Genomic DNA, 24,444 nt, shown 5'->3' with positions numbered 1-24,444 from the left:
GTATGTGTGGACGTTTTATCGACAATAAGCGGTCGCTGCGTATCAATCATTAAAAAAGGGATAGGTTAGATCGAATGCTCGCCAATCGTAGGTGACAGTAGTGTCAAATTCGGTGGCTGGGGAGTAGAATCCGAGCGMAAAATAATCAACCGCCTGTGGCTATATTAAAAAAGAACACAACCTTAGGTCGGACCCTTACATGTCGCAAAAATTAGTCATCCGAGTCAAAAATGCGGAGTCGTTGGCGGATGCGTCCGCCAAGCCGCCGCAAACCGTTACGGTTTACCATTGGAATCGCATCATCGCCGCTGGCTGCGTAGCATTCGCGCTGTTTGTCGGGGCGTTTTGGGGCGTATATCGCTGGGCGTTCGCCACGCCGTCGGACGTTGCACAGACAGATCTCGTTGCACAGAGCGAGCATCCCGTCATAACGGACGAACGGCCTGAGCAAGCGGCTGAATCGACGTCGGTCTCTTTGGCCGCCGAAGAAGGGCGTGAAGAAAGTGTTGGTGGCCGAGTAGAAATGCCGATAGATGAGCCCGTCATCGCAGACGTCGCGCCAGAGACCACTGCGGAGCCAGTCGTAGCGCCGGACCCTGTCGCACCGGAAAGCAAGCTTGAAGAGCGCGTCGTCATGGCCGAGCCAGCCGCCGCCAGCGCATTGCCAACGGCCCCAGAGCCGGAAGTGCCGTTGCAAGTACAAGAAGAGAGCAACTCTGCCGACACGACGTTTGCCCCGAAGACCGCGCCTGAAATAGACACGCTTGAGGACGTTGAGCAAGTAGAAGTCGCGCAAGGCTCAGAAGAAGAGTCTGTCGATCCCACCAGGCGCAGACATCTGGAAACGGTCTCCAGCGGTGGCGAGCCGGTGAAAATCTTTTCGGACGCCATCAGTCGCGCGCAATTAACCCAGGAACTGGACGATAGCGAGCCGACGAACGCGCTCCGCAATAGCATTGTCATGAACGACGAAGGCCTGCTGCGCATCTATCTGTTTACGGAAATGATGGATATGACCGGACAGACGCTTTATCACGAATGGTATCGCGGCGATAAGCGGGTGGCGCGCATAAGAATTCGGCCGCATCGTTCGCCCATGCGCGCTTCCTCCAGTAAATTTATTGATCGGCATATGCTGGGGCAGTGGACGGTCAAAGTGACGGGGCCAGAGGGCAATATATTGGCTGAAGCGGCCTTTTCGGTTAATTAGGCTGCGATTGAACGATTGAACGATTGAACGATTGAACGATTGAACAAATGAATGAAAGAAAGCCCGATGCAATGTCGGGCTTTCTGTTTGGATAGGTCGGTAGCCGTTCGGCGTGGGCGCGGCTGCTCAGCGAGGGACCGGATTGCAGTTTTTTATGACCACTTTGCCTTCCAGCATCGCGCCACGGGAATATTCCTGAAAATAACAGGTGTTGGTTTTGGGGTCGTAATTCTCAATCCACATATTGTCGTCTTTCCAGGTGGCGGCGACATGCTGCATGCCCTCGGGAACTGACAGACTCATGGTGCCGCCCCAGCGCTTCACGAACATTTGCTGTAGATAGAAATAATAGAAGGAGGCGCAGACCACCAGTATAACGCCACTGACTACCGCGGCGGGTATCCACTGTTTAAGTTTTATGCCAAGCAGGTAAAGCGTTCCTCCGGTGAGGGCGAGGACGAAAATCCAATATATATAAGTTATCATCGTTAACTTCCAAATTTTCCTTTATCGATTTAAAGTGTGAGTCGGCGCAAACGACTAGTCCCGGTGGCGCGTTGTCAGTTCACGACTGCAAGGCTGACCGGCGCGGGCGTTGCTCCCGAAAACCCGTATACGGGCCATGCAATTAATCAAAACGTCGTATTCAGATTTACAGCGACCGCGGTGAAACTGAAACTGTAGTACGTTGCAGGGCTAAGGTTAAGCCCTTGTTTTGCATTTATAAAATATTAAGCGCAGAGCCGCCTCTCCGGCTGTCTCACCGCGGCGCGCCCGTCCGCCGTATTTCTGCGCCGCACGAGTCAAGAAATGGAGAAGACACTAATGCGCACGCGCATACCCACCTATTGGATTTCATTCGGAATTATCGTCGCATTAGCTGTCTGGCTGATGGCGGGGCCTGTGCAGACTGCTCAGACCGAAGCGCCTGAAGCGGCGAAGCAAGAGAAGGCCGCGCCGACTAAAGTGGCTTATAAAGTGGCGCAGGCTGAAACGATCAAGAAAGCGTTGGAGATTCAGGGCCAGATTGATGTCTGGCGCCAGGTGAATCTGCAATCCCGTCTGGGCTCCACGGTTGAAAAAGTCGCTGCGGAACGCGGTCGTCGCGTGAATCAGGGTGATCTTTTGTTGACTCTCAACGAAGAAGATCTGCCAGCGCAAATGGCCCAGGCCAAAGCGCAGGTGGATGTGGCGCGCAGTGAATTGAAAGCCGCCAAATCCCTGATGCAAAGAGGTCTGCAGGCGGAAACTGAACTCAAGTCGAAGCAGGCCGCCCTGGCCAGCGCGGAAGCCGCTGTCGCCAGACTGGAGCAGGACCTGAAGCACACTCGTATTCACGCGCCGTTTGCTGGCGTGATCGAAGACCGGATGGTGGAGCTGGGGCAGACTGTGCAGGAAGGCGTTACCCTGGTGCGTCTTATCGATGATCACAAATTGAAGCTGATAGGGCAGGCGCCCCAGCAACAGGTTGGGCTGATCAGCATTGGTCAGCCGGTGACGGCGCACTTGCTGAACGGTGAAACCCTGACTGGCAGAGTGTCATTTATCGCCGCCCAGGCGGACGCCAACACCCGCTCCTTTACCGTGGAAGCGGAGCTGGATAACCCGCAGCGTCTGCGTGTGGCCGGCTCCACCGCTACCTTGAACATCGACGTCGGCGATGTCATGGCCCACCGTATTTCCGCCGCTTTGTTGAGCCTGGATGAAAAAGGCCGCCTCAGTGTGGAATATCTGGATGCGGATCAGCGCATCGCCCGCACGCCGGTTGAGCGCATCCGCGCCAGCAATACGGAACTCTGGGTCAGCGGACTGCCGGAAACCGTCAAGCTCATCACCATGGGGCGCGGTTACGCCAAACTGGGCGAAAAGGTCGACGCGACGCCAGAAGAAGAGTTGCTCAAACACGATCAAGACAAAGACAAAGATGAAGAGCCAGATGCGGATAGCGCCAGTCTGGCGATGAAACAAGCGGTGAACTGATGGATAAGCTCATACGTGCGACGATGGATCGCTCGCGAGCGAGCGTGATTGTATTGCTGATGTTATGGCTTGGCGGTTATTGGGCGTTTATGACCATGCCCAAAGAATCCAATCCTGACATCACTATTCCCATAATCTATGTCTCCGTATCCCATGAAGGCATCGCGCCGGAAGATGCGGAGCGCCTGTTGGCCCGTCCTCTGGAGCAGGAGCTGCGCTCTCTGGAAGGGCTGAAGGAAATGCGTTCGGTGGCGGCGGAAGGCTATGCCTCGGTGACCCTGGAGTTCCTGGCCGGTTTCGATCCGGATCAGGCGCTGACCGATGTGCGCGAAAAAGTGGATACCGCCAAAGCCAAGCTGCCGGTGGAGAGCGATGAGCCTCGCGTTGTGGAAATCAACGTGTCGCAGTTTCCGGTGCTCAACCTGAGTCTGTCCGGTCCTTTCGCTGAAGACCAGCTGGTGCGTATCGCCCGGGAACTGAAACGGCATATCGAAGGCATTCCTGAGGTACTGAAAGTAGAAATTGGCGGCGACCGTGAGGATTTGCTGGAGCTGGTGGCGGATATGCAGGTGCTGGAGCGTTACGGCATCGACTATGCGCAGTTGTTCTCCCTGATCTCCAATAACAACCGTCTGGTGGCCGCAGGCAATATCGACACTGGCGCGGGTCGCATGGTGATCAAGGTGCCGGGGGTGATTGAAAACCTGCCTGATCTGTTGGGCATGCCGATCAAAATTCATGAGGGCCGCGTCATTACGTTTGGCGACGTCGCCACGGTGCAGCGCACCTTCAAAGATCCAGGCGGCTTCGCCAGAGTGGACGGCAAACCCGCCGTGGTGCTGGAAATCTCCAAGCGCGCCGGCGCCAATATCATTGAAACCATTGAGACGGTGAAGGCGGTGGTCAAGATCGCGGAAGATCGCTGGCCTTCCAGTCTCAAGGTGACCTACATCACTGACGAATCCAAGCAGATTCGCGAGATGTTGCGCGACCTGCTCAATAACGTGTTGTTTGCGGTGGTGCTGGTGTTGATCGTCATGATCGCCGCCATGGGCATGCGCCCGGCGTTGCTGGTGGGGCTGACCATTCCCGGCGCCTTCCTGGCCAGTTTGCTGGTGATCCAGGCGCTGGGCTTTACGCTCAATATCGTGGTGCTGTTCAGTCTTATTCTGGTGGCGGGCATGCTGGTGGACGGCGCCATCGTAGTGGCGGAACTGTCCGACCGTAATCTGGAAAACGGTATGTCGCGCAAAGAGGCGTATGCGCAGGCGGCCTATCGTATGGCGTGGCCGGTTATCGCCTCCACCGCCACGACGTTGGCGGTGTTCATGCCGTTGCTGTTCTGGCCGGGCATGGTCGGCGAGTTCATGAAATATCTGCCGGCGACGGTGATTGTCTGCCTCATCTCTTCGTTGCTGATGGCGCTGATATTCATGCCGGTGCTGGGAGGCGTCTTCGGGCGCTCCAAGGCGCCGGTCAACGCCTCCAATGGGCCCAGCCGCTTCACGCACTGGTACGCCGCGGCGCTGGCGCGATTACTGGCGGCGCCCGGGAAAACGCTGCTGATGTTCCTGGCGTTGTTGACGCTGACCTATATCGCCTACGGCCGCTACAACTACGGCGTTGAATTCTTCCCGGAAGTGGAGCCTGACTCCGCTCAGGTGCTGGTGCACGCCAGAGGCGACCTGTCGGTGTACGAAAAAGACACCATGTTGCAGAGCGTGGAGCAACGCCTGTCCGGCATGCCGGAAGTGCGGGCGCTGTATGCGCGTTCCTTCGCCATGGCGGACGGGGATATGGCGGAAGACGTCATCGGCGTCATCCGTTTTCAGTTGATCGACTGGCACGAGCGCCGTCCCGCTAATCGCATATTGGAAGACATGCGCCTCCGCGCTCAGGATTTGCCGCTGAAGCTGGAGTTCCGCAAGCAGGAAGACGGCCCGGCGCAAGGCAAACCGGTCAAGGTGCGTCTCTCCGGCTCCACTGAGGAAGTGGAGGAAGCGGTGGGACAACTGCATGAGCGTCTGTTGGAGTTGGGCGGCTTTATCGACATCTCTGACAATCGCCCGCTGCCCGGCATCGAATGGCGTATCGAAGTGGATCGCGAAAAAGCCGCGCGCTACGGCGTGGATGTGGCCACCGTCGGCAATGTGGTGCAGCTGGTGACCACCGGTCTGAAGCTGGCGGACTATCGTCCCGACGATGCGGAGGAAGAGGTGGATATTCGCCTGCGCGCGCCGTTGGAGCGACGCACTCTGGACGCCTTGAGCGGTCAGATGGTGAGCACCGCCATGGGGCCGGTGCCGGTCTCCAACTTCACCCGCCTGATTCCCGCGCCGAAAACCGGCACTTTGCATCGAGTGGACGGAGAGCGTTCATTGACGGTGGAAGCGGATGTGGCGGAAGGCGTGCAGGCGGACGAGCGCATTACTGCATTGAAGGAATCTCTGGCCAAACGTCCGCTGGATGACGTCATGGTGAAATTCGCCGGGGAAGACGAAGACCAGCGTGAAACCATGGTCTTCCTGGCGCAGGCTTTCCTCATCGCCATTATGCTGATGGCGTTGATCCTGGTGGTGCAGTTCAACAGCATCTATCAGGCGGCGCTGGTGTTGTCGGCCATCGTATTCTCCACCGCAGGCGTGTTGCTGGGGTTAATGATTACCGGTCGGCCGTTCGGCATCGTCATGGTGGGGCTGGGGCTGATTGCTCTGGCGGGTATTGTGGTGAACAACAATATCATCCTGATCGACACCTACAATCAGATGCGCGCATCTGGCGCGTCGCCCTACGAGGCCGCGCTGGAGACCGGAAAAGTGCGTCTGCGGCCGGTGTTGCTGACGGCGGTGACCACGGTGCTGGGGCTGATGCCCATGGTGCTGGGGGTGAACGTGGACCTGATGACGCCGTCTCTGGGCGTTGGCGGACCTTCCACCCAGTGGTGGACGGAGCTGTCCAGCGCCATCGCCGGCGGCCTGACTTTCGCCACTTTCCTGACTTTGTTGATTACGCCTTGTCTGTTGGTGATCGGCGAGAAAACCGGCGCCAGGTTGCGCTCAATTTGGCGGCGTAGATTCCGCCGTCGTGAGCAGGAGGAAGCGGGGCTTGAACCGCCGCCGGTGCGCGGTCTCAGCAACTCGCCACGACCCAAAGAGGAGATCTTCGGCAAGTGATAGATGGCTCCGGCGCGGATTAAAAACTACACTGTAAACGGCTGCCGCCTGAAATCCAGACGCGCCCTCCACGGGACATGAGGTCTGTGCGTGGGGAAAGGATATACGCCGAAACTGCTTCGGCGTAGCTTGAGGCAGTGTAGAGCAACGCGCCGGACAACTCTGCTTGTTCGGTCTCTGTTCGCCTGGGGCCGAAATGGAAGAGAAAGAATTTTATAGGGAACTGTTCAAGGGGCTTCGCGCAGTGGCGGAGTCCGCCTTCCCAAAGCGCTGCAACACCTGTGGTCGCGTCTATGAGACAGCAGAACAATTCCTGTCTGAAACGGAAAACATCCGCAACACCCGCAGCGGCCTGAAAGAGTCCGAGGACGATGACGGCTCCATGATCGTCGAGGTGTTTCGCAATTGCGCCTGCGGCTCCACCTTGATGGACGTGTTCAATAATCGTCGCGACCTGTCCGAGGCCGGTCTCAGACGCCGCAAACGCTTCGGCGACTTCCTGGAGTTTCTGGTGGAGCAGGGCATTGACCGGGAACTGGCGCGCGACGAATTACTGAAAGTGGCGCGCGGCATGCGCAGCCATGTGCTGGAGAAAATCCGCCCGCCTAAAATCTGATCCCATCCCACGCCATTCTTCTGCAATCATCCCCTTCAGTATCGCGTCGATGAAGTTTCGTTTTCAGCGTGAAGCCCCTGGCTGACGTTTGCGCAACAGCATATCGCTACTACACTATGTGGAGAGAGTTTGGAAGGAATCAAAGAGACTGTTAGTGGAAACAGATCAGCTCCCCGACGCCCTATTACTGGTGGACGATGAAGTTAATATTCTCAGGTCCCTCACGCGCCTGTTTCGTCGCGAAGGATACCGGATCTTAACCGCCAACTCCGCGCAGGAAGGCCTCGACATACTTGCGAAGGAACCGGTGGCGGTGATTCTGTCGGATCAGCGTATGCCGGGCATGACCGGGTCGGAAATGTTCAAGGAAGTGAAGTCCCGCTATCCAGACACCATCCGGCTGATCATGAGCGGCTATACCGAGCTGGAAAGCATCACCTCCGCCATCAACGACGGCGCCGTCTACAAGTTTCTGCTCAAACCCTGGGAAGACGAAAAGCTGCTGCAGCATATCCGTGAGGCGTTTTCCATTCATGAACTGAAAAGTAAAAACGCCCGCCTGAACGAGCAGCTCAAGGAGTTGAATCGTCAGTTGGAACAGAAAGTGGAAGAGCAAAACCTGGAGTTGATACTGAATGTTCGCTCGCTGCGCGCTTCCCAGGAAATTCTTGAGCATTTACCCGTCGCCATCGTCGGCGTCTCCGATGACGGCATGATCGTCGAAGTAAACGCCGCCGCCCGCGGTCTGCTGGGAGAGGGGCTGCAGGTCGGTATGTTCGTGATGCAGGTGTTTCCGGAAAATGTATTTCACAGCTACATGGAGGCGGTGAAATCGTCAGTAGGGGAGGTCGTGCAAGTGGCGGCGGCGATAGGCGGCCAGTCCACGCATCTATTGATCAAACGTTTCAGCGGAAATTTCAACGTTTCAGGCACCGTCATGGCGATGTTGTCCGAGGAAGGATGAGCAGCGCCTTGCGGATTTAATCAGGAGAGAAGGATATGACCTGGAATGTGGAGGAGATCAAAACCAAGCTTTCCGAGCTTTCATCGCCCAATCCGGAAATTGAAGCCATCATCAAAATGATGGATGACGGCATTAGCGACCTGGGCATTATCGGTAAAAAAGTATTGGCCGACCCTGTGCTGGCGGCCCGTATTCTGCAACTCGCCAACAGTTCGTTCTACGGCTTCACCAAGGAAGTGAAGGACGTGGACATGGCCTGCGTCATTCTTGGCGCCAACACCATTCGCAATCTGATTTACACCCTGGTGGTGCTCTCCCGTTTTAACGGCCCCCGACAGGATACCCAGCTCGACTACACGCAAATCTGGCGGCATAGCCTGATGACCGCCTGTATCTCCCAGGAGTTATCCCGGCGTCAGGGCATCGACTTTCTGACCGCCTTTACCGCCGGCCTGTTCAACAATCTGGGCGTGGTGCTGATGGACTATTTTTACGGCGACGAAATTACCGAATGCGTAAAAGTCGCCCGCCAGGAGAAAAAGCATCTGGTGTCGTCGGAGCGCAGCATTCTTGGCAAAGATCATCGGGCGCTGTCCGGCATCGTTCTGGAGTGCTGGTCGTTCCCCCAGGAAATTGTGCAGGTGTTGAACGCCGGCAGTGAAATCAATACGCCCATGGCGTTGGCGGTCAGCCTGGGAGATGTACTGGCCACCAGTATTGTTGGCAATTGCATCGCCGGGGTGCAGTTGCATTGCATCGCTCCCTGCAAGGTGGAAGCGAGCGGCGTGGATATCTCAGAGGTTCCCGCCATGACCCTCAACGGTTTGAAGTTGTTCAAGGAGTTGGCGTCGGAATTTATTCCCAAAGGCAAGAAAAACGGCTCCTGAGCCCCTGTTAGATAGGATAAACGGAATGTTGCTTTATAAGGTTGTTCATGACGCTGGCGGTAACCAGGGCAATATCAGTGAGTTGCTGGAAGCGCTGTTCGCTGAAGACGAAGGCGTTTCGGTAAGCTGGATGTGGCTGGACCCGCAAAGTCAGTATATTGCGCAACACCTGCAAAGTTCGGTTATTTCATTCCGCTTCAAATGGGGAGATGAGGCGATCAGCACTCTGCGCGAGCGGGTGGAAACCTCGGAGCCCAACGCCTGGACCGAGTTTGAGCTGCCCCTGGCTAACGGCAAGACCCTGCACGGCTGGCATATCAAGATCAAACTGAGCGAGAGCGCTTCCAGCGGTATCGCCGTGTGCGCCGATGAGGCGTTCAAACTGTCTGAGAGACTGGACAGCAAGCTGAGTTGGGCGATGACCACCCTAGGATTGACCCGGCGTAACGAAGTCCTGCAATACCAACTGACCGATTTACAGAAACTGATGCTGTTCCAGGTCGTATGGGCGGAGACCCTGGAGTGGATCAAAGGGGTGGAGAACGAAGACGACGAGTTTTTCCGCGAGTTACTGGTGCGTCTGGAGATCGTCACCGGCGCCAGCGGTTCCGCCCTGGAGCTGCGGGGACAACGCGGCGAGCCGTCGAAATGGCTGGAGAAGGGGCTGACGCTGGCCAAGCTGAAAAGCATCGCCGCCGCTCTGGGCGACGAGTCGATTCTGGAGTCGGAAAAATCGCTGTGTCTGGGCGACCTGTCTGAAAAGTGCCAGCCGCCGGGCAGTTGCCACGAAATCGACCAGTTGAATATCTTTCCTATTCAGACCGGCGACGGCGTGTGCAAAGGCACTTTGTATCTCGCCAAGAGCAAAGGCAAGCCGGTGTTTTCCCTGGCGGATGAAATGTATATCTCGCAGATGGTCAGCCAGGCGTATAGCGGCTTTGAGAAAAACGCGCTGCTGGCGGAATTGGAGAAGAGCACCCAACAACTGGTGCTGGAGAGGCAGCAACAGGAGAAACTGATCAGTCAGCTACAGGACACCCGGGCGCAACTGCTGCAATCGGAAAAACTCGCCTCCATCGGGCAACTGGCGGCCGGGGTGGCGCATGAGATCAATAACCCCATCGGCTATGTCAGTTCCAACCTGACCACCCTGAATGAATACATCAGCACATTGTTTGAGCTGCTGGATGAAATCGAAGAACGTCTCGGCGGCGACAAGGCGGAAGTGAAGGCCATCTTCAAGGAACTGGAGGAGAAATACGAAACGGAATACATCCGGGGCGACGTCACCGATCTGATGAAAGAGTCCAGCGAGGGCATCTATCGGGTCAAGCAGATCATTCAATCCCTGAAGGATTTCTCGCGGCCGGATACCGGTCAATTCGAGCTGGGCGACCTGAACCAGTACATCAACAAGACGCTCAACATTGTTCACAACGAGATCAAATACAAGGCGGAAGTCATCAAGGACTTTGGCGATTTGCCCAAGATCGAGATGGTGGAGTCGCAGATCGGCCAGGTGATATTGAATCTGGTGGTCAACGCCGGTCATGCGATTGAGCACAACGGCGTTATCAGGGTATCCACCAAAGTGGTGGAGGACGGCTTCATCTGCGTTTCCGTGGCGGACAACGGCAGCGGCATCGCCAAAGAAAATCTGTCCAAGCTCTATGACCCTTTCTTCACCACCAAGCCGGTGGGACAGGGCACCGGACTGGGGCTGGCGCTGTCCTACGGCATCGTCAACAAACACCATGGCCGCCTGGAAGTGGAGAGCGAACTGGGGAAAGGCACGACGTTTTACGTTTATCTGCCCGTTAAGCAACCTAAACAGGGAGAGGAGCAATGACGCAAGACCTGGCTTCGCCGGATTCCGCCTCACCCGCGGCCTCTGATGCGGACGTTGATTATGTGCTGTTTGTCGACGACGAGAAGCCGATCCTCTCTTCCATTCAGCGTTTACTGCGCAAACAGGATTTTAAGTGTCTGTTTGCGGAGAGCGGGGCGGATGGGCTGAAAATTCTGGAGTCGCAGCGGGTCGATCTGGTGATCTCCGACATGCGCATGCCGAATATGGACGGCGCTCAGTTTCTGTCACAGGTGAAGGCGCGCTGGCCATTGACGGTGCGCATGCTGCTGACCGGCCACTCGGATATTTCCGCCACAGTGACCGCGCTTAATGAAGGCGGCATCTATCGCTACATCAGCAAGCCCTGGGACGATGAAAACCTGATTGAAGTGATTCATGAAGGCTTGCGCATACGGCGTCTGGAGCGGGAGAAAAAACGCCTGCTCAATGTCACCCAGCAACAGAATCGGGAGCTGCAGAAGTTCAACAAGGATCTGGAAAAAATGGTCGCCGCGCGCACCGAGGAAGTGCGGCAAACCGCGGACATGCTGGAGCTGGCGTATCAGCAACTGAAAGACAGCTATGACGATTTTGTGAGGGTGTTCTCCACCTTTATCACCAGTCGCGGTTATTTGATCAAGGGCCATTCACAGAGCGTGGCGGACTTGTCGAAAACCATCGCGGAAGCCATGGCGCTGCCGGAGGCGGACGTCAAACATATCTATTACGCCGGCCTGCTGCATGAGGTGGGCAAGCTCAGTCTGTCTGACGATGTGTTGAGTCGGGCGGAAGCTAAACTGACCCGGCAGGATGCGGTGGAGTATCAACGTTACCCTCTGCTGGGGGAAATGGCTTTGACCGCAATTGCGGAGCTGGAGCCGACTTCCCGCTTTATCCGCCACCATACAGAGTACATGGACGGCAGCGGTTTTCCTGACAGGCTGAAAGGCGACGCCATTCCCATAGGCTCGCGCATCATCCGCGCCGTGCGCGACTTTGTGGGGCTGCAGAGCGGGCTGATGCGCACCGACGCCATGACCAAGGACGACGCCTTCAAATTGATCCAGGACAACGCCGGCAAGCGCTACGATGCTCAGGTGGTGAAACTGCTGGCGCCGCTGGTGGACAGTTATACCGGCGACGATGTGTTGCCTCATGAAGATAAGCTCGGCGTGGGAGCGCTGGTTCCCGGCATGCGGTTATCCCGGGACTTGAAAAACACCAATGGCATTCTGCTCATCGCCAAAGGCCATGTGCTGACGGAGAAAATCATCGAAAAAATGCTGTCGTTGGAGAAGTTGGAAAACCGCAAACTCAGTGTGTTCGTAATGAAAAGATAGGCGGGAGTCTATATGACTACATTGGCGATAATCGATGACGAAGAAAACGTGCTGCGCGCCATGCAGCGGATATTACGCAAGAAGCCCTGGAAGGTGTTGACCTTTAACGACCCTTATGAGGCTTTCGACGCATTGAAGAAAGAGCCCGTTGATCTGGTCATTTCCGACTATCGGATGCCGGAAATCAATGGCGTGGAGCTGCTCAACGCACTCAAAGAAATACGCCCGGATGCGTTGCGTATTTTATTGAGCGGACAAGCGGATATTGATGGCGTTACCTCGGCTATCAACGATGCGGAAATTTATCGGTTTATCTCCAAGCCCTGGTCCGATGAGGATCTGTTGATGACCCTGGAGAACGCCCTGGAGCATAACGCTTTGGTGCGGGAGAACCGCCGCCTGCTGGATCTGGTGCGTAAACAGGAAGGCGCGCTGAAGAAACAGCTGGAGGAGCTGCAGCGGCTGGAGGCCGCGACGCCGGGTATTACCCAGGTGAGCTGGAATGAAGACGGCAGCATTGATCTGGTGGATGAGGACTTCGACGAACTCTGACGTCGAAAAATTCGGAGCCCCTAAGCGCTCCACAGCATAAGGCGACCCCGTAAGGGAGCGCCAGGAAAAAAACCGGCCGCGCGACATCCTCATGATGAGGGGAAGTAAACGTCGTATGGATAACTAGGGCATGGATATATTGTTGAAGGCGGGCTATTTTCGCAGATTAAGACTCACCCGGCGCTTGATGGTCGCTATCGCCGGGGCGTTGCTGCTGTTTTACGGAGGCTTCGCCTTTTACACGCTGTCCAGCCTGAAGGAACAGGTGTACGAAGATTTCTACGCCCGCGCCGACTACCTCATGGAAATCGCCGTGCAGGCGAACGCCCAGAACATGTGGGATTTCGACCTGAGCAAAAGCAATCAGTTCGCCAAATCCCTGTCCAAAGATCCCATTGTCAGCGCTGTCATCTTTGAGGTGTATGACGCTGTTCAGAACGGCGGCAGCTTCTTTACCGGCAATATCGGCGGCATCGAAGAAGTACGGCAGCGCTCTCCCAGCCTGGATGTGCTGGAGCCGGAACGCAGTCGCTACGTATTTCGTCAGGAGCGGGAAGTGGTTTGGGAAAACTCGGTCATCGGCCGCGCCTATCTGTATTTCAGCGACAGTCCCGTGCAAGCCAAACTGGAAGAACAAACCGCCAGCTTTGTGCTGGCTTTACTGGGTTTTCTATTCCTCTACTTATTGGCGCTTTTCTACATTTTCAGCCACTGGTTCAGCCGGCCGTTTTTAGGCATGCATCAACTGGCCGTGAACTTGGGCGGCAGCCTGGATAAGTACCGTTGCGAGATGGAGCAGGGCGATCATAACGAGAACGTTCTGCCTGACCTGGGAAAGCTGCTGCAGCAAAGTGGTGTCGACACCCATCGGGAAGATGAGATGGGGGATTTTATCCGCGCCTTCGCCCAGGTCATGCAGGCGTTTACCGTGGTGGCGTCGGAGCTGTCGCAACGTTCGCAACATGTGAGCAAATTGAATGAAGAACTGGAGAACCGCATTCAGGAGCGCACCTGGGAGTTGAAACGCGCCAACGCCAGTTTGCAGGAATCGCTGGAGTCGTTGCAGGTGACCCAGTCGCAAATGGTGCAGCAGGAAAAGCTGGCGTCTCTGGGGCAACTGGCGGCGGGCGTCGCCCACGAAATCAACAACCCCATCGGCTATGTCGCCAGCAATATCAACCGGCTGAAAGAGTACTATTCAGACTTCGAAAAACTGTTTCAGGTGGTGGAGGCGCACTATGATCGTGTGCCGATAGAAGTGGCGGCGGAACTGGATCGGGTGAAGGACGAGATCGACTACGACTTTCTAAAAGAGGATTTACCTGAACTCCTGCAAGATTGCCTGGAGGGCAGCCGTCGGGTGCAGGAAATCGTCGAAAACCTGAAGAACTATTCCCGTGTGGATCAGGGCGACGTGCACCTGGACTTCAATATCAACGACGTCATCACCAGCACGCTCAAACTGGTGTGGAACGAGCTGAAATATGACTGTGACGTGGAAACCGATTTGCAGAACACTGAGCTGACCTGCGGCAACCAGGGACAGATCAATCAGGTGGTCTCCAATATTCTGGTCAACGCCAGTCACGCCATTAAGGAAACGCAGCGACATGGCAAGGTGCGCATTCGCACCCACAGCGACTCGGAATGGGTGTATGCGGAAGTGTCGGATACCGGCTGCGGCATTCCCCAGGATATCGTCTGCAAAATCTTCGATCCGTTTTTCACCACCAAACCGGTAGGCAAGGGCACCGGGTTGGGGCTGAATATTTCCTACGACATCATCGTCAATAAGCATCGCGGCGACATTAAAGTGGAAAGCCGGACCGGGGTAGGATCGACGTTTATCATCAAACTGCCGATCGCCCAGCGCAAGGCGCAGCCGGAGCGTCCTTCCTCCGCCGCCTGAGATAAGATGCTTCCGCCGGGAAAATTAGGCCTATTGTCAGGCGGCAAATTTCCTTAGAATTCCATGCTTCATGAGAAAGCGGGAAACTCATCCGTTATGTCGCTTTCCTTATCCAAAAAAGAAATACCAGAGAGAGTCGCTCAAACATTGGTCGGCTCTCATTGCGTGTGACGCATGAAAATTTGCAACATCCATGTGACTTAACAAGTAAGCACAGTTAGACAACTCAATACTGACAGATAAAGAAAAGGAGACCCGTACGCATGGCGTCAGGTTCTAAAAAAGTGATTTATGCGGCCTTGGTCGGCAACGCAATGGTCGCGCTCACTAAGTTTGCGGCGGCGGCTTTCACCGGCAGCTCGGCGATGTTTTCCGAAGGCGTTCACTCCGTGGTGGACACCGGTAATCAAGTGTTGTTGCTGCACGGAATGAAGCGCTCCCAACGCCCCGCATCAGAAGATTTTCCCTTCGGACACGGTAAGGAAATTTACTTCTGGTCTTTTATTGTGGCGATCCTGATTTTCGCCCTGGGCGCGGGCATCTCCATCTACGAAGGCATTGAGCACATCCTGCATCCGCAGGTGGTGGAAAACCCGGTGGTCAACTATATCGTGCTGTCTTTGGCGATTCTTTTTGAAGGCTTTGCTTTCGTCATGGCGATCAAGGAATTCCGTAACGCCAAAGGGCAGATGGGGTACGTGGAAGCGGTGCAACGGGGCAAAGACCCCTCCATGTTTGTCGTGCTGTTTGAAGACGCCGCCGCCATGCTCGGCCTTGTGGTGGCGTTGGGGGGCATTGTGCTGGGACAGGTGACCGGCAATCCAGTTTACGATGGCGTCGCCTCGGTCATCATCGGCTGTATTCTCGGCCTGACGGCGCTGTGGCTGGCGGTGGAGACTAAAGGGCTGTTGATCGGTGAAAGCGCCAACAAGAAGGTGGTGAAAGGCATTCGTGAAATGACCCAGGCTATTCCGGGCGTGGAGCATGTCAACGAAGTGCTGACCATGCACATGGGGCCTGACTTCGTACTGGTGAATATCTCGGTGGATTTCAAAGACAGCATTTCCGCTGGCGAGATTGAAACCCGCATCGCCGGTCTCGACGAACAGATCAAATCCTCTTTCCCTGAGTGCAAGCGCATTTTCGTGGAGGCGGAAAGCCGTCGTAAAAAGGCAGCCGTAGCGGCGCCGACGGTCGACGTATAACCCCATTCGATATTAACAGCGGACCCGCATGGCTCCGCTGTTTTTACTTCTAAACTGAGTCTTTACGACTCTGATATCACGCCTTGCCGGATCAGTTTTTCTCTGGCCTCTTCCTGTATCAGCAGGCAGGCGTCGGGATCGTGCAGATTCAGGGACAGAGGCGTACGGGTCAGTTTATTGCCGTAACTCGACTTGCCTTCGAATAAGACGCCTTTCTCCGTGATCAGCAAATCTTCGCCGTCAAACAGAGGGCCTTGGCCGATCGCCAACGCGCTGGGGTTTTCGAAGGCGAACCAGGGTGTGGCGTACAGCTCTGGAAAGTATTCGCGTCCCGTCGCGGGATCGGTGTATGAAGCCACATAATGCAAGCGCCCGCTGAGAAAGCTGGTCAAGGCGACGCCGCCGCAATAAGGCATGATGTCATCCACAATCGCGCCGGGCTCCCGCCAGAGAGTGACGCCCAGGTTGGTTTGATAGTTGCCGTTGCGGTCAGTGACCAGAGCGGGTATGGAGCCGTCGGCGTCAAACTGGAAACGCTTCACGCTGTCGCCATCGCTGATGAATAGTTGATCGCCGACCACTCTGACGCCATTGGGGGAGCCGAGTCCGTGCTCTCCCGCGATCCAGTCCCGCTGGAAACCGGTGATTTGCGGCGTCCCGGCGGAACCGGCTTCAGGAAACGCCAGTGTAATGCGTGTCAGGCCGGAAGTGGCGAAGAAATTTTCATCCGCCACCAGCAATGCGCCATCCGGGGCGAAGGCGACTCCATTGGGGATCGCCAGCGCATCGAATGGGTCCCGTGTATCATCCCTGCGCGTCACGAATTCGAAGCGATAGTCCGGTCGACTCAGGTTGGCGGCCAGCAGGTGATTGTTGCGAATGACCAGCCAGCGCGTCTCCACACAGGACGTCAGCACCCAGTCGCCATGTTGCGCCATACCGGTGTAATTGCAGCTGTCCAGTTGTGGGGGCGACAGCTCCGTGGGGACGTAAACGACCTCGCCATTGGCGTCCGTGTGGGTGTCGATGCGGTATATGCCTTTGCCCCCGGTCACCAGTAATTGGCCGTCCGCCGTAAACAGAATGTTTTCCGCATCGGGAATGGCGACCAGGGTTTGTTTTTCCAGGCATCCGCCCAATAACGGCGGCAGGATGGCGGCGGCAATCGCAGCGCGCCAGTTGTAATGATTCATGGATTTCCTTCCTGATGATTTATTGTTGTTGGAAGGAAAATTGTCTTCGATTAACCCAGGGCGAACATCACTCAAACGAGTGGCGCGCCCGCAATGTCACGCCTTGCGATTCACCAGCCATACCGCCGCTTCGACCCGGGAGCGCATGCCCATCTTCTTGAGAATGTGCTTAACGTGGACTTTCACAGTGCCGTCGGAAATATTCAGATCGCGGGCGATGACTTTGTTGCTGTGTCCTTGTGCGATGCGGGTGAGAATCTCATATTCACGGCTGGTCAGGGTCGCGGAAGGATCGGCGGCTTCCACAGGCTTGCGCAGGGCGGAGGCGAGAATTTCCGTCAAGCGTTCGCTGATCGCCATTTTGCCCAGCGTTACTTGTTTGATCTTTTCCAGGATATCTTCCGGCTCCATGTCCTTCAGCAGATAACCATCAGCGCCGGCGCGGAAACAGTTCACCACATCGGCTTCGTTGTCGGACACTGTCAGCATGATGATGCGCGAGTCCACGCCGGCGGCGCGAATGGCGCGTAAGGTATCGAGCCCGTCCATGCCCTGCATGTTGAGGTCCAGCAGAATCAGATCCGGCTCCAGTTCCTTCGCCTTGGCCAGCCCTTCCTCGCCGTTTTTGGCTTCGGCGACGATGTCCAGCTCATCCTCCATTTCGATCAACTGGCGGATGCCTTTGCGAAACAGGGGGTGGTCGTCCACCATCATGATCGTTGCTTTTGCGCTCATCTCAGCTTCACCTTGTCATTCTTTTCATTTATACGGCCAGCGTTATCTGACGTTTTCAGCATAACACGAACTCAGAGAAGCCCCTGCGATGGCGCGATAGGGACTTGATCCATATCAGGTTTACCAACGATGACCCTGAGCTGCGCATACCGAAGACCTACCGCTTTGGCGCCGGATTCGCCTACCTCATTGGGGGTATCTAAAGTCTTGCACAGATTCTCGGAAATCGCTCTAACTCTATGAAAATAAAGAAAATGGTGGCGCGATTTAAAGTCGCTTGTGAGCAGATCATCCACACGGCCCCGGTCTTAAACGCTACCCCCTCCGGAGCATTGTCGCCCCGTCTGTTTATAAAGATAGTTGAGCCGAAGATTATTATTCAGGCCCAACGCAGAGGTAAGGCATATGGCGGACATCACTGCTGGCTGGAATCCAGAGGACAGCGGGTTCTGGCAAAAAACCGGTAAGAAAGTAGCGAATCGGAATTTGTGGATATCCATTCCGAGTTTGCTGTGCGGCTTCGCCGTATGGTTGTACTGGGGCGTCATCACAGTACAGATGTTGAATCTGGGCTTTCCGTTTCAGGCGTCGGAATTGTTCACATTGATGGCGATTTCCGGTCTTACCGGCGCCACGCTGCGCATTCCCAGCAGCTTTTTCATCCGCCTGTGCGGCGGTCGCAACACGATATTTTTCACCACGGCGCTGTTGATGATTCCTGCAATCGGCGCGGGCATCGCCCTGCAAAGTAAAGACACCCCTCTGTGGGTGTTTCAGGTGCTGGCGTTGCTATCTGGTTTGGGCGGAGGTAATTTCGCTTCTTCGATGTCCAACATCAGCTTTTTCTTTCCCAAGAAACAGCAAGGGTTGGCGCTGGGCCTCAACGCAGGTCTGGGCAACTTCGGCGTCACCACTATGCAGATACTGGTGCCGTTATTCATGACGTTCGGCGCCTTCGGTGCGGCCGGCGGCGACCCCATGACTCTGGTCAATCCATCCGGCACGCTGATCGGCAAGATTCCTGCGGGATCTGAAACCTGGATTCAAAACGCAGGCTTTGTGTGGCTACTGTTCCTGGTTCCACTGGCGTTCGCCGGCTGGTTCGGCATGAACAATATTCGCACCGATGAAGTGTCGCCGGACATTGGCGGGCCTGTCGGCTCCTTCTCCAAAATCACCTTCATGCTGCTGATCGGCTTCCTGACTTCCATCGCCGGTCTCTGGCTGATGTTGCCTGAGTCCGCCAACGGCGCAGGGTGGGGCATCCCTAAAGAACTGGTGCTGGTGGCCGTCATCGCCGCCACGGTGTTCCTGCTCAAGCTGTTGCCGGGACAGATTCGCAGTAGTCTGAATCGTCAGTATCGTATCTTCGGCAATCGTCACACCTGGGTGATGAGCGTTATCTACACCATGACCTTCGGCAGCTTCATCGGCTACGCGGCGGCGTTTCCGCTGGCGATCAAAGTGATCTTCGGATACAGCCATGTGATGGTGGACGGGGTAATGACTCACAACACCGTTAATCCCAACGGTCCCAGCGCACTTATGTACGCCTGGATGGGCCCTTTTATCGGCGCGCTGATTCGCCCGGTGGGCGGCTGGATTTCCGATAAATTCGGCGGCGCGCTGGTCACGCAGATTTGCTCACTGGTGATGGTGGTGTGCGCCCTGGCGGTCGCCTATTACATGAGCGCGGCCTATAACTCAGCGACCCCTGAAGAGTTTTTTGCGCCTTTCTTCATCTTGTTCCTGGCGCTGTTCGCGGCGTCTGGCATTGGCAACGGCTCCACTTTCCGCACCATCGCCATGGTGTTTCCGAAAGAGCAGGCGGGCCCTGTGCTGGGCTGGACCTCTGCGGTGGCTGCCTACGGCGCGTTCTACATTCCCCAGGTGTTCGGCGAGCAGATCAAAGCCGCCACGCCGGAATACGCGCTGATTGGTTTTGCGGTGTTCTACGCGGTATGCGTTCTGGTGAACTGGTTCTTCTATCTGCGTAAAGGAGCTGAGTTTTATAACCCTTGATTCCTGAGTCACTCCTGCGGAGTGGAGTTCCGTCCCGTCGTTCACGCAGCTGGGATGGAACTTGATCTTGGCGCGCCTTAGGGCGCGCTTTTTTATTGCGCTGAGGCAGGTTGCGGCAGATAAGGGTCAGCTTTTGAGCAGCTGGTCCAAATCCTTGGCGATCATGTCTGCGCTGAGATCATCCCGCAGCAACAGGCGAGCCTTGCCGTCCGCGTCGAACACGAATGCGGCGGAGCTGTGGGAGACCTCATAGGCGCCGGTTTCATCGGGCTTGCCATAACCGAACGCTACACGGTAACGCTTGGTGAGAGTCTGTAGCGCGTCCATATCGCCGGTAAGACCAATAAACTCCGAGCCGAAGGCGTCGGTGTAGGCTTTAAGTTGTTCCGGCGCGTCTCTTTTGGGGTCGACGCTGACAAACAGGATATTGATGCGCTGCTGTTCGGCGGCCTCCAGTTTACTCAGTGCGGACTTCAGTCTGGCGAGGGTGGTGGGGCAGATATCCGGACAATAGGTGTAACCGAAAAACAGGATATTGTACTTGCCAGTGAAATCTTGCTCCGACACCGGGGCGGCGTTTTCACTTTGCAGTGAAAACTTCAGTTCCGGCAGCATGCCGCTGATATCGGTCCCTGACCACTCCACAGGTTCCTGACTACAGGCGCTGGTCAGCGCCAATACGATTGCGATAAAAACGAGGCGTATCGCCGTCACGAAGGGATCTCCTTAATAGTCTCTGAAAACTCAAGCTGCGCCGGTGAGAGCGCCTGGGCTGCGTGCGCTCACCATGTCCTGGCGTCGGATATAGGACAACATCACCAAAATGGCGATAGCGCTCATCATCGCAGGCGGAATCCAGGTGATCACGCCACCCACCATTTGGTCCGCCGCCGGCGCGATGGGAAAGGCGCGTCCGCAGATGGCGTAGATGTCATAAAGGGTGGATTCCGACAGCGTAATATACGCGCCCAGTAGAATCTGGGGCACCATAATGGCCAATAAAATGATGATGCGCCAGCCAAAGGAAGGGCCTTGCTGGGGCGAAGGGTTGAGAATCAGCCACCAGAACAACAGTCCATCCAGAAACATACTCCAGTTCATCAAGTGATAGAGCTTCAAGTCCAGCATGGCGTAAAAGTGTATGGACGGCGTCAGCCAGAAAAAGATGATGCCGACGAATAAAAAAGCGGCCAGGGGAGGAAACTGCAGTATCCGGTAGCCACCCACAATCAGCCACGCGCCGGGAAGGGCTCTCCAGTTGACGTCGCGCCAGCGTTGCGGCAAACCCGCCGCCAGCACTGACCAGGGGGCCGCCAGTGCGATAAAAAACGGTCCTAGATGATGCAGCACCAGATGCTGCAGGCGATGTGCGAAAAACAGGTATTGAGCGTAGTAATCAAATTGCGTGTGCAGAACAGCGTAAGTAATCGCCACGCCGACAAAGAATGACAGAGAGCGGGCGAAACTGACAGGATGACCCGTTGCGCGCAATCTGCGCATGCCGCGTATGTACAGCGTGACAGTGACCAGGGAAACTAAAACGACCGAAGGGTAAAATTCCCAGGGCGTGAGAACGGTAATCCATGTCGGAGCACTATCGGGCATGAGCGACCTTTCCGTTACACCGCCGCGTTAACGTGAGGGCGGTGGTGATTTAAGTTATTGTTATTCAATTTTGTTCGGCAGAGTCCTTGTTTTACCAGTCGTCACGAGAAATGACAATAACCGCCGCGCGGTGAAAAATACGGTATGCGCCGGCGAAATAACGATCTATATGACAGGAGTGAGTTTTGGGCGGTAACGCATTGAAAGATTACGGCGCGCAGCGCTTGTGCACCGCAGACGCTTTACGCATTGGCGAGAAGGCGCTTCATGCTATTCAGGCATTGCGGTGTCATGACGGCGCGCTAGTGCGCGCGGAGATCGTCACGGCGTACCGGAAGAAAGAAACCTACGGCGACATTGATATTGTGGTCAGCGACTGCGTTAAACGTGATTTAGGCAATGCTTTTATGGCTGAGTTACTGGGTAACGTATTGGGTGATGGCCAACCGCTGCCGTTTATCGCCAATGGCGGCGTGGCCAGTTTTGGCGCCCCGTTGGAGCAGGGCGGCGTCTTTCAGGTGGACTTGTTGTATACGCCCGCGTCTCAGTTCGATTTTGCATTGAGTTACTTTTCCTGGAACGACGCCGGCAATTTGATTGGTCGCGTCGCCCACAAAATGGGAATGAAGTTCGGCCACAATGGTTTGTGGCTGCCGTTTCGGGATGGGGACTATTTGTTTACCGAAGTACTGGTGACGCGGGATTTCGACAAGGCCGTCCGCTTTTTGGGCTTCGATATAGCTCGCTGGAAGCAGGGCTTTGACGATTTGATTCAGTTATATCAGTTTATTTCAGCTTCCAAATACTTCGACAAGAACATCTATTTACTGGAAAACCGCAGCCACAACGCTCGCGTCCGCGACGCCAAGCGACCCACTTATACGGGCTTCCTCAACTGGCTGCGTGAGGCTTATACGGGCGAAGACTTTAAAGACTGGCCGGCGTGCAAAACCGCCTGGCTGCCGCAGATCTTCGCCGAGTTTCCTGAAGCGGAAGCTGCCTGGCGGGCTGCTGAAACGGACTTGGCTCGTCAGCGTGAGATCAAGCGGAAGTTCAACGGCGAGTTGGTCAGTGGGTTGTCAGGCCTGGCAGGGACCGAGCTTGGGGCTTTGATGCAGCAGATCCGCCATAGTTTTGAGGACAAGAAAGCCTTTGATTCGTTTGTATTGAACGCCTCGGAAAGTGAAATCGAAGCACTTGTGGTTGCGCAAAAGAGCGTATTGGATGGGAAGGAATAAAGGGACTGAGATTCAGTGAGAGAGGCGACGATGTGACCGTCGTCGCCTTGGCATCGGATTTACAGGTGCAGACCGCACTCCGTCTTTTCTTTGCCCTGCCAGCGTCCTGCGCGTTCTTCCCCTTTACGGGTGCAGTGTTCGCAGCCGATTGAGGAGTAGCCTTCGCTCACGAGCGGGTGGAAGGGCAGGTTGTGATCGCGAATATACGCGTCGCGCTCTTCTCTGGTGACATCAATCATCGGGTTGAATTTGATAATGCCGCGGCGCTCTTCAAAAATCTGCAGGCCAGCGCGATGCTCGGTCTGCCAGCTCATCAGGCTGGATACCCATACGTCGTAGTTCTCTTTCACTTCTTCCAGCGGCTGAACCTTGTTGACGGAGCAGCACAGATCGGGGTCGGTTTCCCACAGGCGTTCGCTTACCGAGTAGGCATGATGATGCCTGTCCGGTTTTACATCCTCCACATTCAACCCGTACAAGCGGGTGAGATAATCCCTGTACTCCAGGGTTTCATTGAAGTGAAACTGAGTATCGATGAAGTGAATTCTCTGCGAGGGACGCATGCGAGAAATAATATGCAAGAAGTAAGCGGACGTGGCGGCGAAAGAAGACGTCACCAGCACCTTCTCCGGTGCGAAATCCTGATACAGGCGACGGATACGCGCTTCAAAATCAAGCGGGGCATAGGAGGCGTTCAAATCGGCGATGGCTTCGTAAGAAAGCCCTGCGCTATTGTCGCCTATGCGGGTTATCAGTTGCGCGCTGTTCATGAATCGGTCATCTCCAGACTACGGGTCATCAAGTCACGGGATTCATGATACGGAACGAGCATAAAATTTAAAGTAATAAAAAATTCTATTGTTATGCGTTTTTGTTAATGCACATGCGAAGAATGTGGCGACTTTTTCGGTGACGTTTTAGGGCGAGGCGTGTATTCCCAATCGAAAAAGCCGCCTGGAGGCGGCTTATGACTTAGCTTTCGATGGATGATTCAACTGTATTGGTCTGCTGAATCTTTTGCTCCAGCGTGTGAAAGCTGCAGATGAGTTTTATCACGTAAACGAGGTAGGCGATGCTTAGCCCCAGCAAGACTAGTGACAGCAGCCCCATGAAGATGACGGTCGCTTTGTCCGGATATCTGACGGTTACTGATATCAGGGTGATGAAAAGCCATCCGCACAGCAGGCTGATGAAGACATAGCGTACCCGGTCTGCCAACTGCGCCTCGCGAGCATTGGCGTCGCCAAGGGCGCCTTTGACGGTTTGCGCCCAGCGGCTCAAGCTGCTGCACAACCAGAAAATATTGAATACCGGAATCGCCATCAACCAGGCCATGTATTTGGGCGAATGGGGGCGTTTGGATTCAGRAATCACCCGCCACTGGACGTATGTCATCAACATCAGTGAAACCAGTGAATAAGTGGTGGCGAACAGGTAAGTGATCAGGATGTAGATCAGCTCGTCACTTGCGCCGTACATGAATGAGGACTTTTTCGAGAAAGCCAGAATGCTGGTGTATACGCTCATGACGCTGGCTGCGGCGAGGAGGGTAAGAGTAAATCCACCCAATGCCTTGGTGGAGTCTCTAAGTCTGTCCACTCTTTCCTTTTTGAAAAGCAGAAAGCCGATGAGCGTGATCATCATTCCTTGTTGAAAACCCCCGCCAATCGCTGAATACAAGCCGAAAATGAACCTGTCGTCGCTCGTATCCAAATAAAAAGTGAAGGGAAATAGCAAGTAATAAAGTGCGCTTGCAATCAAACATACCGCCAAGGCGACGACCAGCGCGCTGCTGCGGAAGTAGCGCAGTAGAATGATGGCGGCGAGGCTGTTAAAGGTAATTGGGAAAAGATTCTGCGCCAGAATATTGGCGAACTCCACGAATGTCATATCCATAATGGCGGGCTTTCTATAGCTGATAGGTTTTAATGATAGCCGGCGAGGATAAAGGATAGCGTTTCCAAAA

At 55.4% G+C, this 24,444-nt stretch carries 20 protein-coding genes; 13 read left to right on the top strand and 7 right to left on the bottom strand.

Going from position 1 to position 24,444, the window contains the following annotated elements; genetic code table 11:
* Positions 1–199: 199 nt before the first annotated feature.
* The gene (locus KP814_RS18140; protein WP_216738069.1) at positions 200–1,210 is read left to right on the top strand and encodes a DUF2914 domain-containing protein; all 1,011 of its coding nucleotides are present in this window, start codon (positions 200–202) and stop codon (positions 1,208–1,210) included.
* 126 nt (positions 1,211–1,336) lie between these two features.
* Here KP814_RS18140 and KP814_RS18135 read toward each other — a convergent pair whose 3' ends face one another.
* Entirely contained in the window at positions 1,337–1,696 is a 360-nt protein-coding gene (locus KP814_RS18135) for a hypothetical protein (RefSeq protein ID WP_127969953.1), read from the bottom strand.
* Between the two features lie 339 nt (positions 1,697–2,035).
* On the opposite strand from KP814_RS18135, the gene KP814_RS18130 reads away from it, so the two are divergent.
* The 10 genes from KP814_RS18130 to KP814_RS18085 all read left to right on the top strand — a co-directional run bounded on the left by KP814_RS18130 (position 2,036) and on the right by KP814_RS18085 (position 15,685).
* Positions 2,036–3,190 carry an efflux RND transporter periplasmic adaptor subunit gene (locus tag KP814_RS18130; RefSeq protein ID WP_216738068.1) on the top strand — a complete coding sequence of 385 codons (1,155 nt, stop codon included), beginning with the start codon at positions 2,036–2,038 and terminating at the stop codon, positions 3,188–3,190.
* The gene (locus tag KP814_RS18125) at positions 3,190–6,363 is read left to right on the top strand and encodes an efflux RND transporter permease subunit (protein WP_216738067.1); all 3,174 of its coding nucleotides are present in this window, start codon (positions 3,190–3,192) and stop codon (positions 6,361–6,363) included. Before KP814_RS18130 ends, KP814_RS18125 begins: the two co-directional genes overlap by 1 nt.
* A 196-nt stretch (positions 6,364–6,559) precedes the next feature.
* Positions 6,560–6,979 carry an oxidoreductase gene (locus KP814_RS18120; protein WP_216738066.1) on the top strand — a complete coding sequence of 140 codons (420 nt, stop codon included), beginning with the start codon at positions 6,560–6,562 and terminating at the stop codon, positions 6,977–6,979.
* Positions 6,980–7,133: 154 nt separating this feature from the next.
* Entirely contained in the window at positions 7,134–7,943 is an 810-nt protein-coding gene (locus KP814_RS18115; protein ID WP_279507065.1) for a response regulator, read from the top strand.
* A gap of 35 nt (positions 7,944–7,978) precedes the next feature.
* Entirely contained in the window at positions 7,979–8,830 is an 852-nt protein-coding gene (locus KP814_RS18110; RefSeq protein ID WP_216738065.1) for an HDOD domain-containing protein, read from the top strand.
* 25 nt (positions 8,831–8,855) lie between these two features.
* Positions 8,856–10,679 (top strand): ATP-binding protein, encoded by a 1,824-nt coding sequence (locus KP814_RS18105; protein ID WP_216738064.1) that lies wholly within the window; start codon positions 8,856–8,858, stop codon positions 10,677–10,679.
* Positions 10,676–12,019: an HD domain-containing phosphohydrolase gene (locus KP814_RS18100; RefSeq protein WP_216738063.1), complete on the top strand. Its 1,344-nt coding sequence runs from the start codon at positions 10,676–10,678 to the stop codon at positions 12,017–12,019. Before KP814_RS18105 ends, KP814_RS18100 begins: the two co-directional genes overlap by 4 nt.
* Before the next feature lie 12 nt (positions 12,020–12,031).
* A complete protein-coding gene (locus KP814_RS18095; protein WP_216738062.1) occupies positions 12,032–12,571 on the top strand; it encodes a response regulator in 540 nt (179 codons plus the stop codon).
* Between the two features lie 130 nt (positions 12,572–12,701).
* Entirely contained in the window at positions 12,702–14,480 is a 1,779-nt protein-coding gene (locus KP814_RS18090; protein WP_216738061.1) for a sensor histidine kinase, read from the top strand.
* A gap of 263 nt (positions 14,481–14,743) precedes the next feature.
* A complete protein-coding gene (locus KP814_RS18085; protein WP_216738060.1) occupies positions 14,744–15,685 on the top strand; it encodes a cation diffusion facilitator family transporter in 942 nt (313 codons plus the stop codon).
* A 62-nt stretch (positions 15,686–15,747) separates the two neighbouring features.
* Here the strand turns inward: KP814_RS18085 and KP814_RS18080 are convergent, their stop codons facing one another.
* Positions 15,748–16,878 (bottom strand): hypothetical protein, encoded by a 1,131-nt coding sequence (locus KP814_RS18080; protein ID WP_216738059.1) that lies wholly within the window; start codon positions 16,876–16,878, stop codon positions 15,748–15,750.
* Between the two features lie 96 nt (positions 16,879–16,974).
* Positions 16,975–17,613: a two-component system response regulator NarL gene (gene narL, locus KP814_RS18075; protein WP_216738058.1), complete on the bottom strand. Its 639-nt coding sequence runs from the start codon at positions 17,611–17,613 to the stop codon at positions 16,975–16,977.
* 405 nt (positions 17,614–18,018) lie between these two features.
* On the opposite strand from narL, the gene KP814_RS18070 reads away from it, so the two are divergent.
* Positions 18,019–19,635 (top strand): MFS transporter, encoded by a 1,617-nt coding sequence (locus KP814_RS18070; RefSeq protein ID WP_216738057.1) that lies wholly within the window; start codon positions 18,019–18,021, stop codon positions 19,633–19,635.
* 126 nt (positions 19,636–19,761) lie between these two features.
* Here KP814_RS18070 and KP814_RS18065 read toward each other — a convergent pair whose 3' ends face one another.
* A complete protein-coding gene (locus KP814_RS18065) occupies positions 19,762–20,349 on the bottom strand; it encodes an SCO family protein (RefSeq protein WP_216738056.1) in 588 nt (195 codons plus the stop codon).
* 30 nt (positions 20,350–20,379) lie between these two features.
* On the bottom strand, positions 20,380–21,240 hold the full coding sequence (locus tag KP814_RS18060; RefSeq protein WP_216738055.1) for a cytochrome c oxidase assembly protein: 861 nt from the start codon (positions 21,238–21,240) through the stop codon (positions 20,380–20,382).
* A gap of 185 nt (positions 21,241–21,425) precedes the next feature.
* Here KP814_RS18060 and KP814_RS18055 point away from each other — a divergent pair, with 185 nt between their 5' ends.
* A complete protein-coding gene (locus tag KP814_RS18055) occupies positions 21,426–22,478 on the top strand; it encodes a hypothetical protein (protein WP_216738054.1) in 1,053 nt (350 codons plus the stop codon).
* A gap of 59 nt (positions 22,479–22,537) precedes the next feature.
* On the opposite strand, the gene KP814_RS18050 is transcribed toward KP814_RS18055, so the two are convergent.
* Together KP814_RS18050 and KP814_RS18045 are read right to left on the bottom strand one after the other, a co-directional pair.
* A complete protein-coding gene (locus KP814_RS18050; RefSeq protein ID WP_216738053.1) occupies positions 22,538–23,248 on the bottom strand; it encodes a phosphoadenylyl-sulfate reductase in 711 nt (236 codons plus the stop codon).
* A gap of 202 nt (positions 23,249–23,450) precedes the next feature.
* Entirely contained in the window at positions 23,451–24,374 is a 924-nt protein-coding gene (locus tag KP814_RS18045; protein WP_216738052.1) for a hypothetical protein, read from the bottom strand.
* Positions 24,375–24,444 lie beyond the last annotated feature (70 nt).

This window comes from Hahella sp. HN01, from assembly GCF_018986435.1.
Taxonomy (GTDB): domain Bacteria; phylum Pseudomonadota; class Gammaproteobacteria; order Pseudomonadales; family Oleiphilaceae; genus Hahella.
This window is presented reverse-complemented; position numbering and strand designations above follow the sequence as displayed.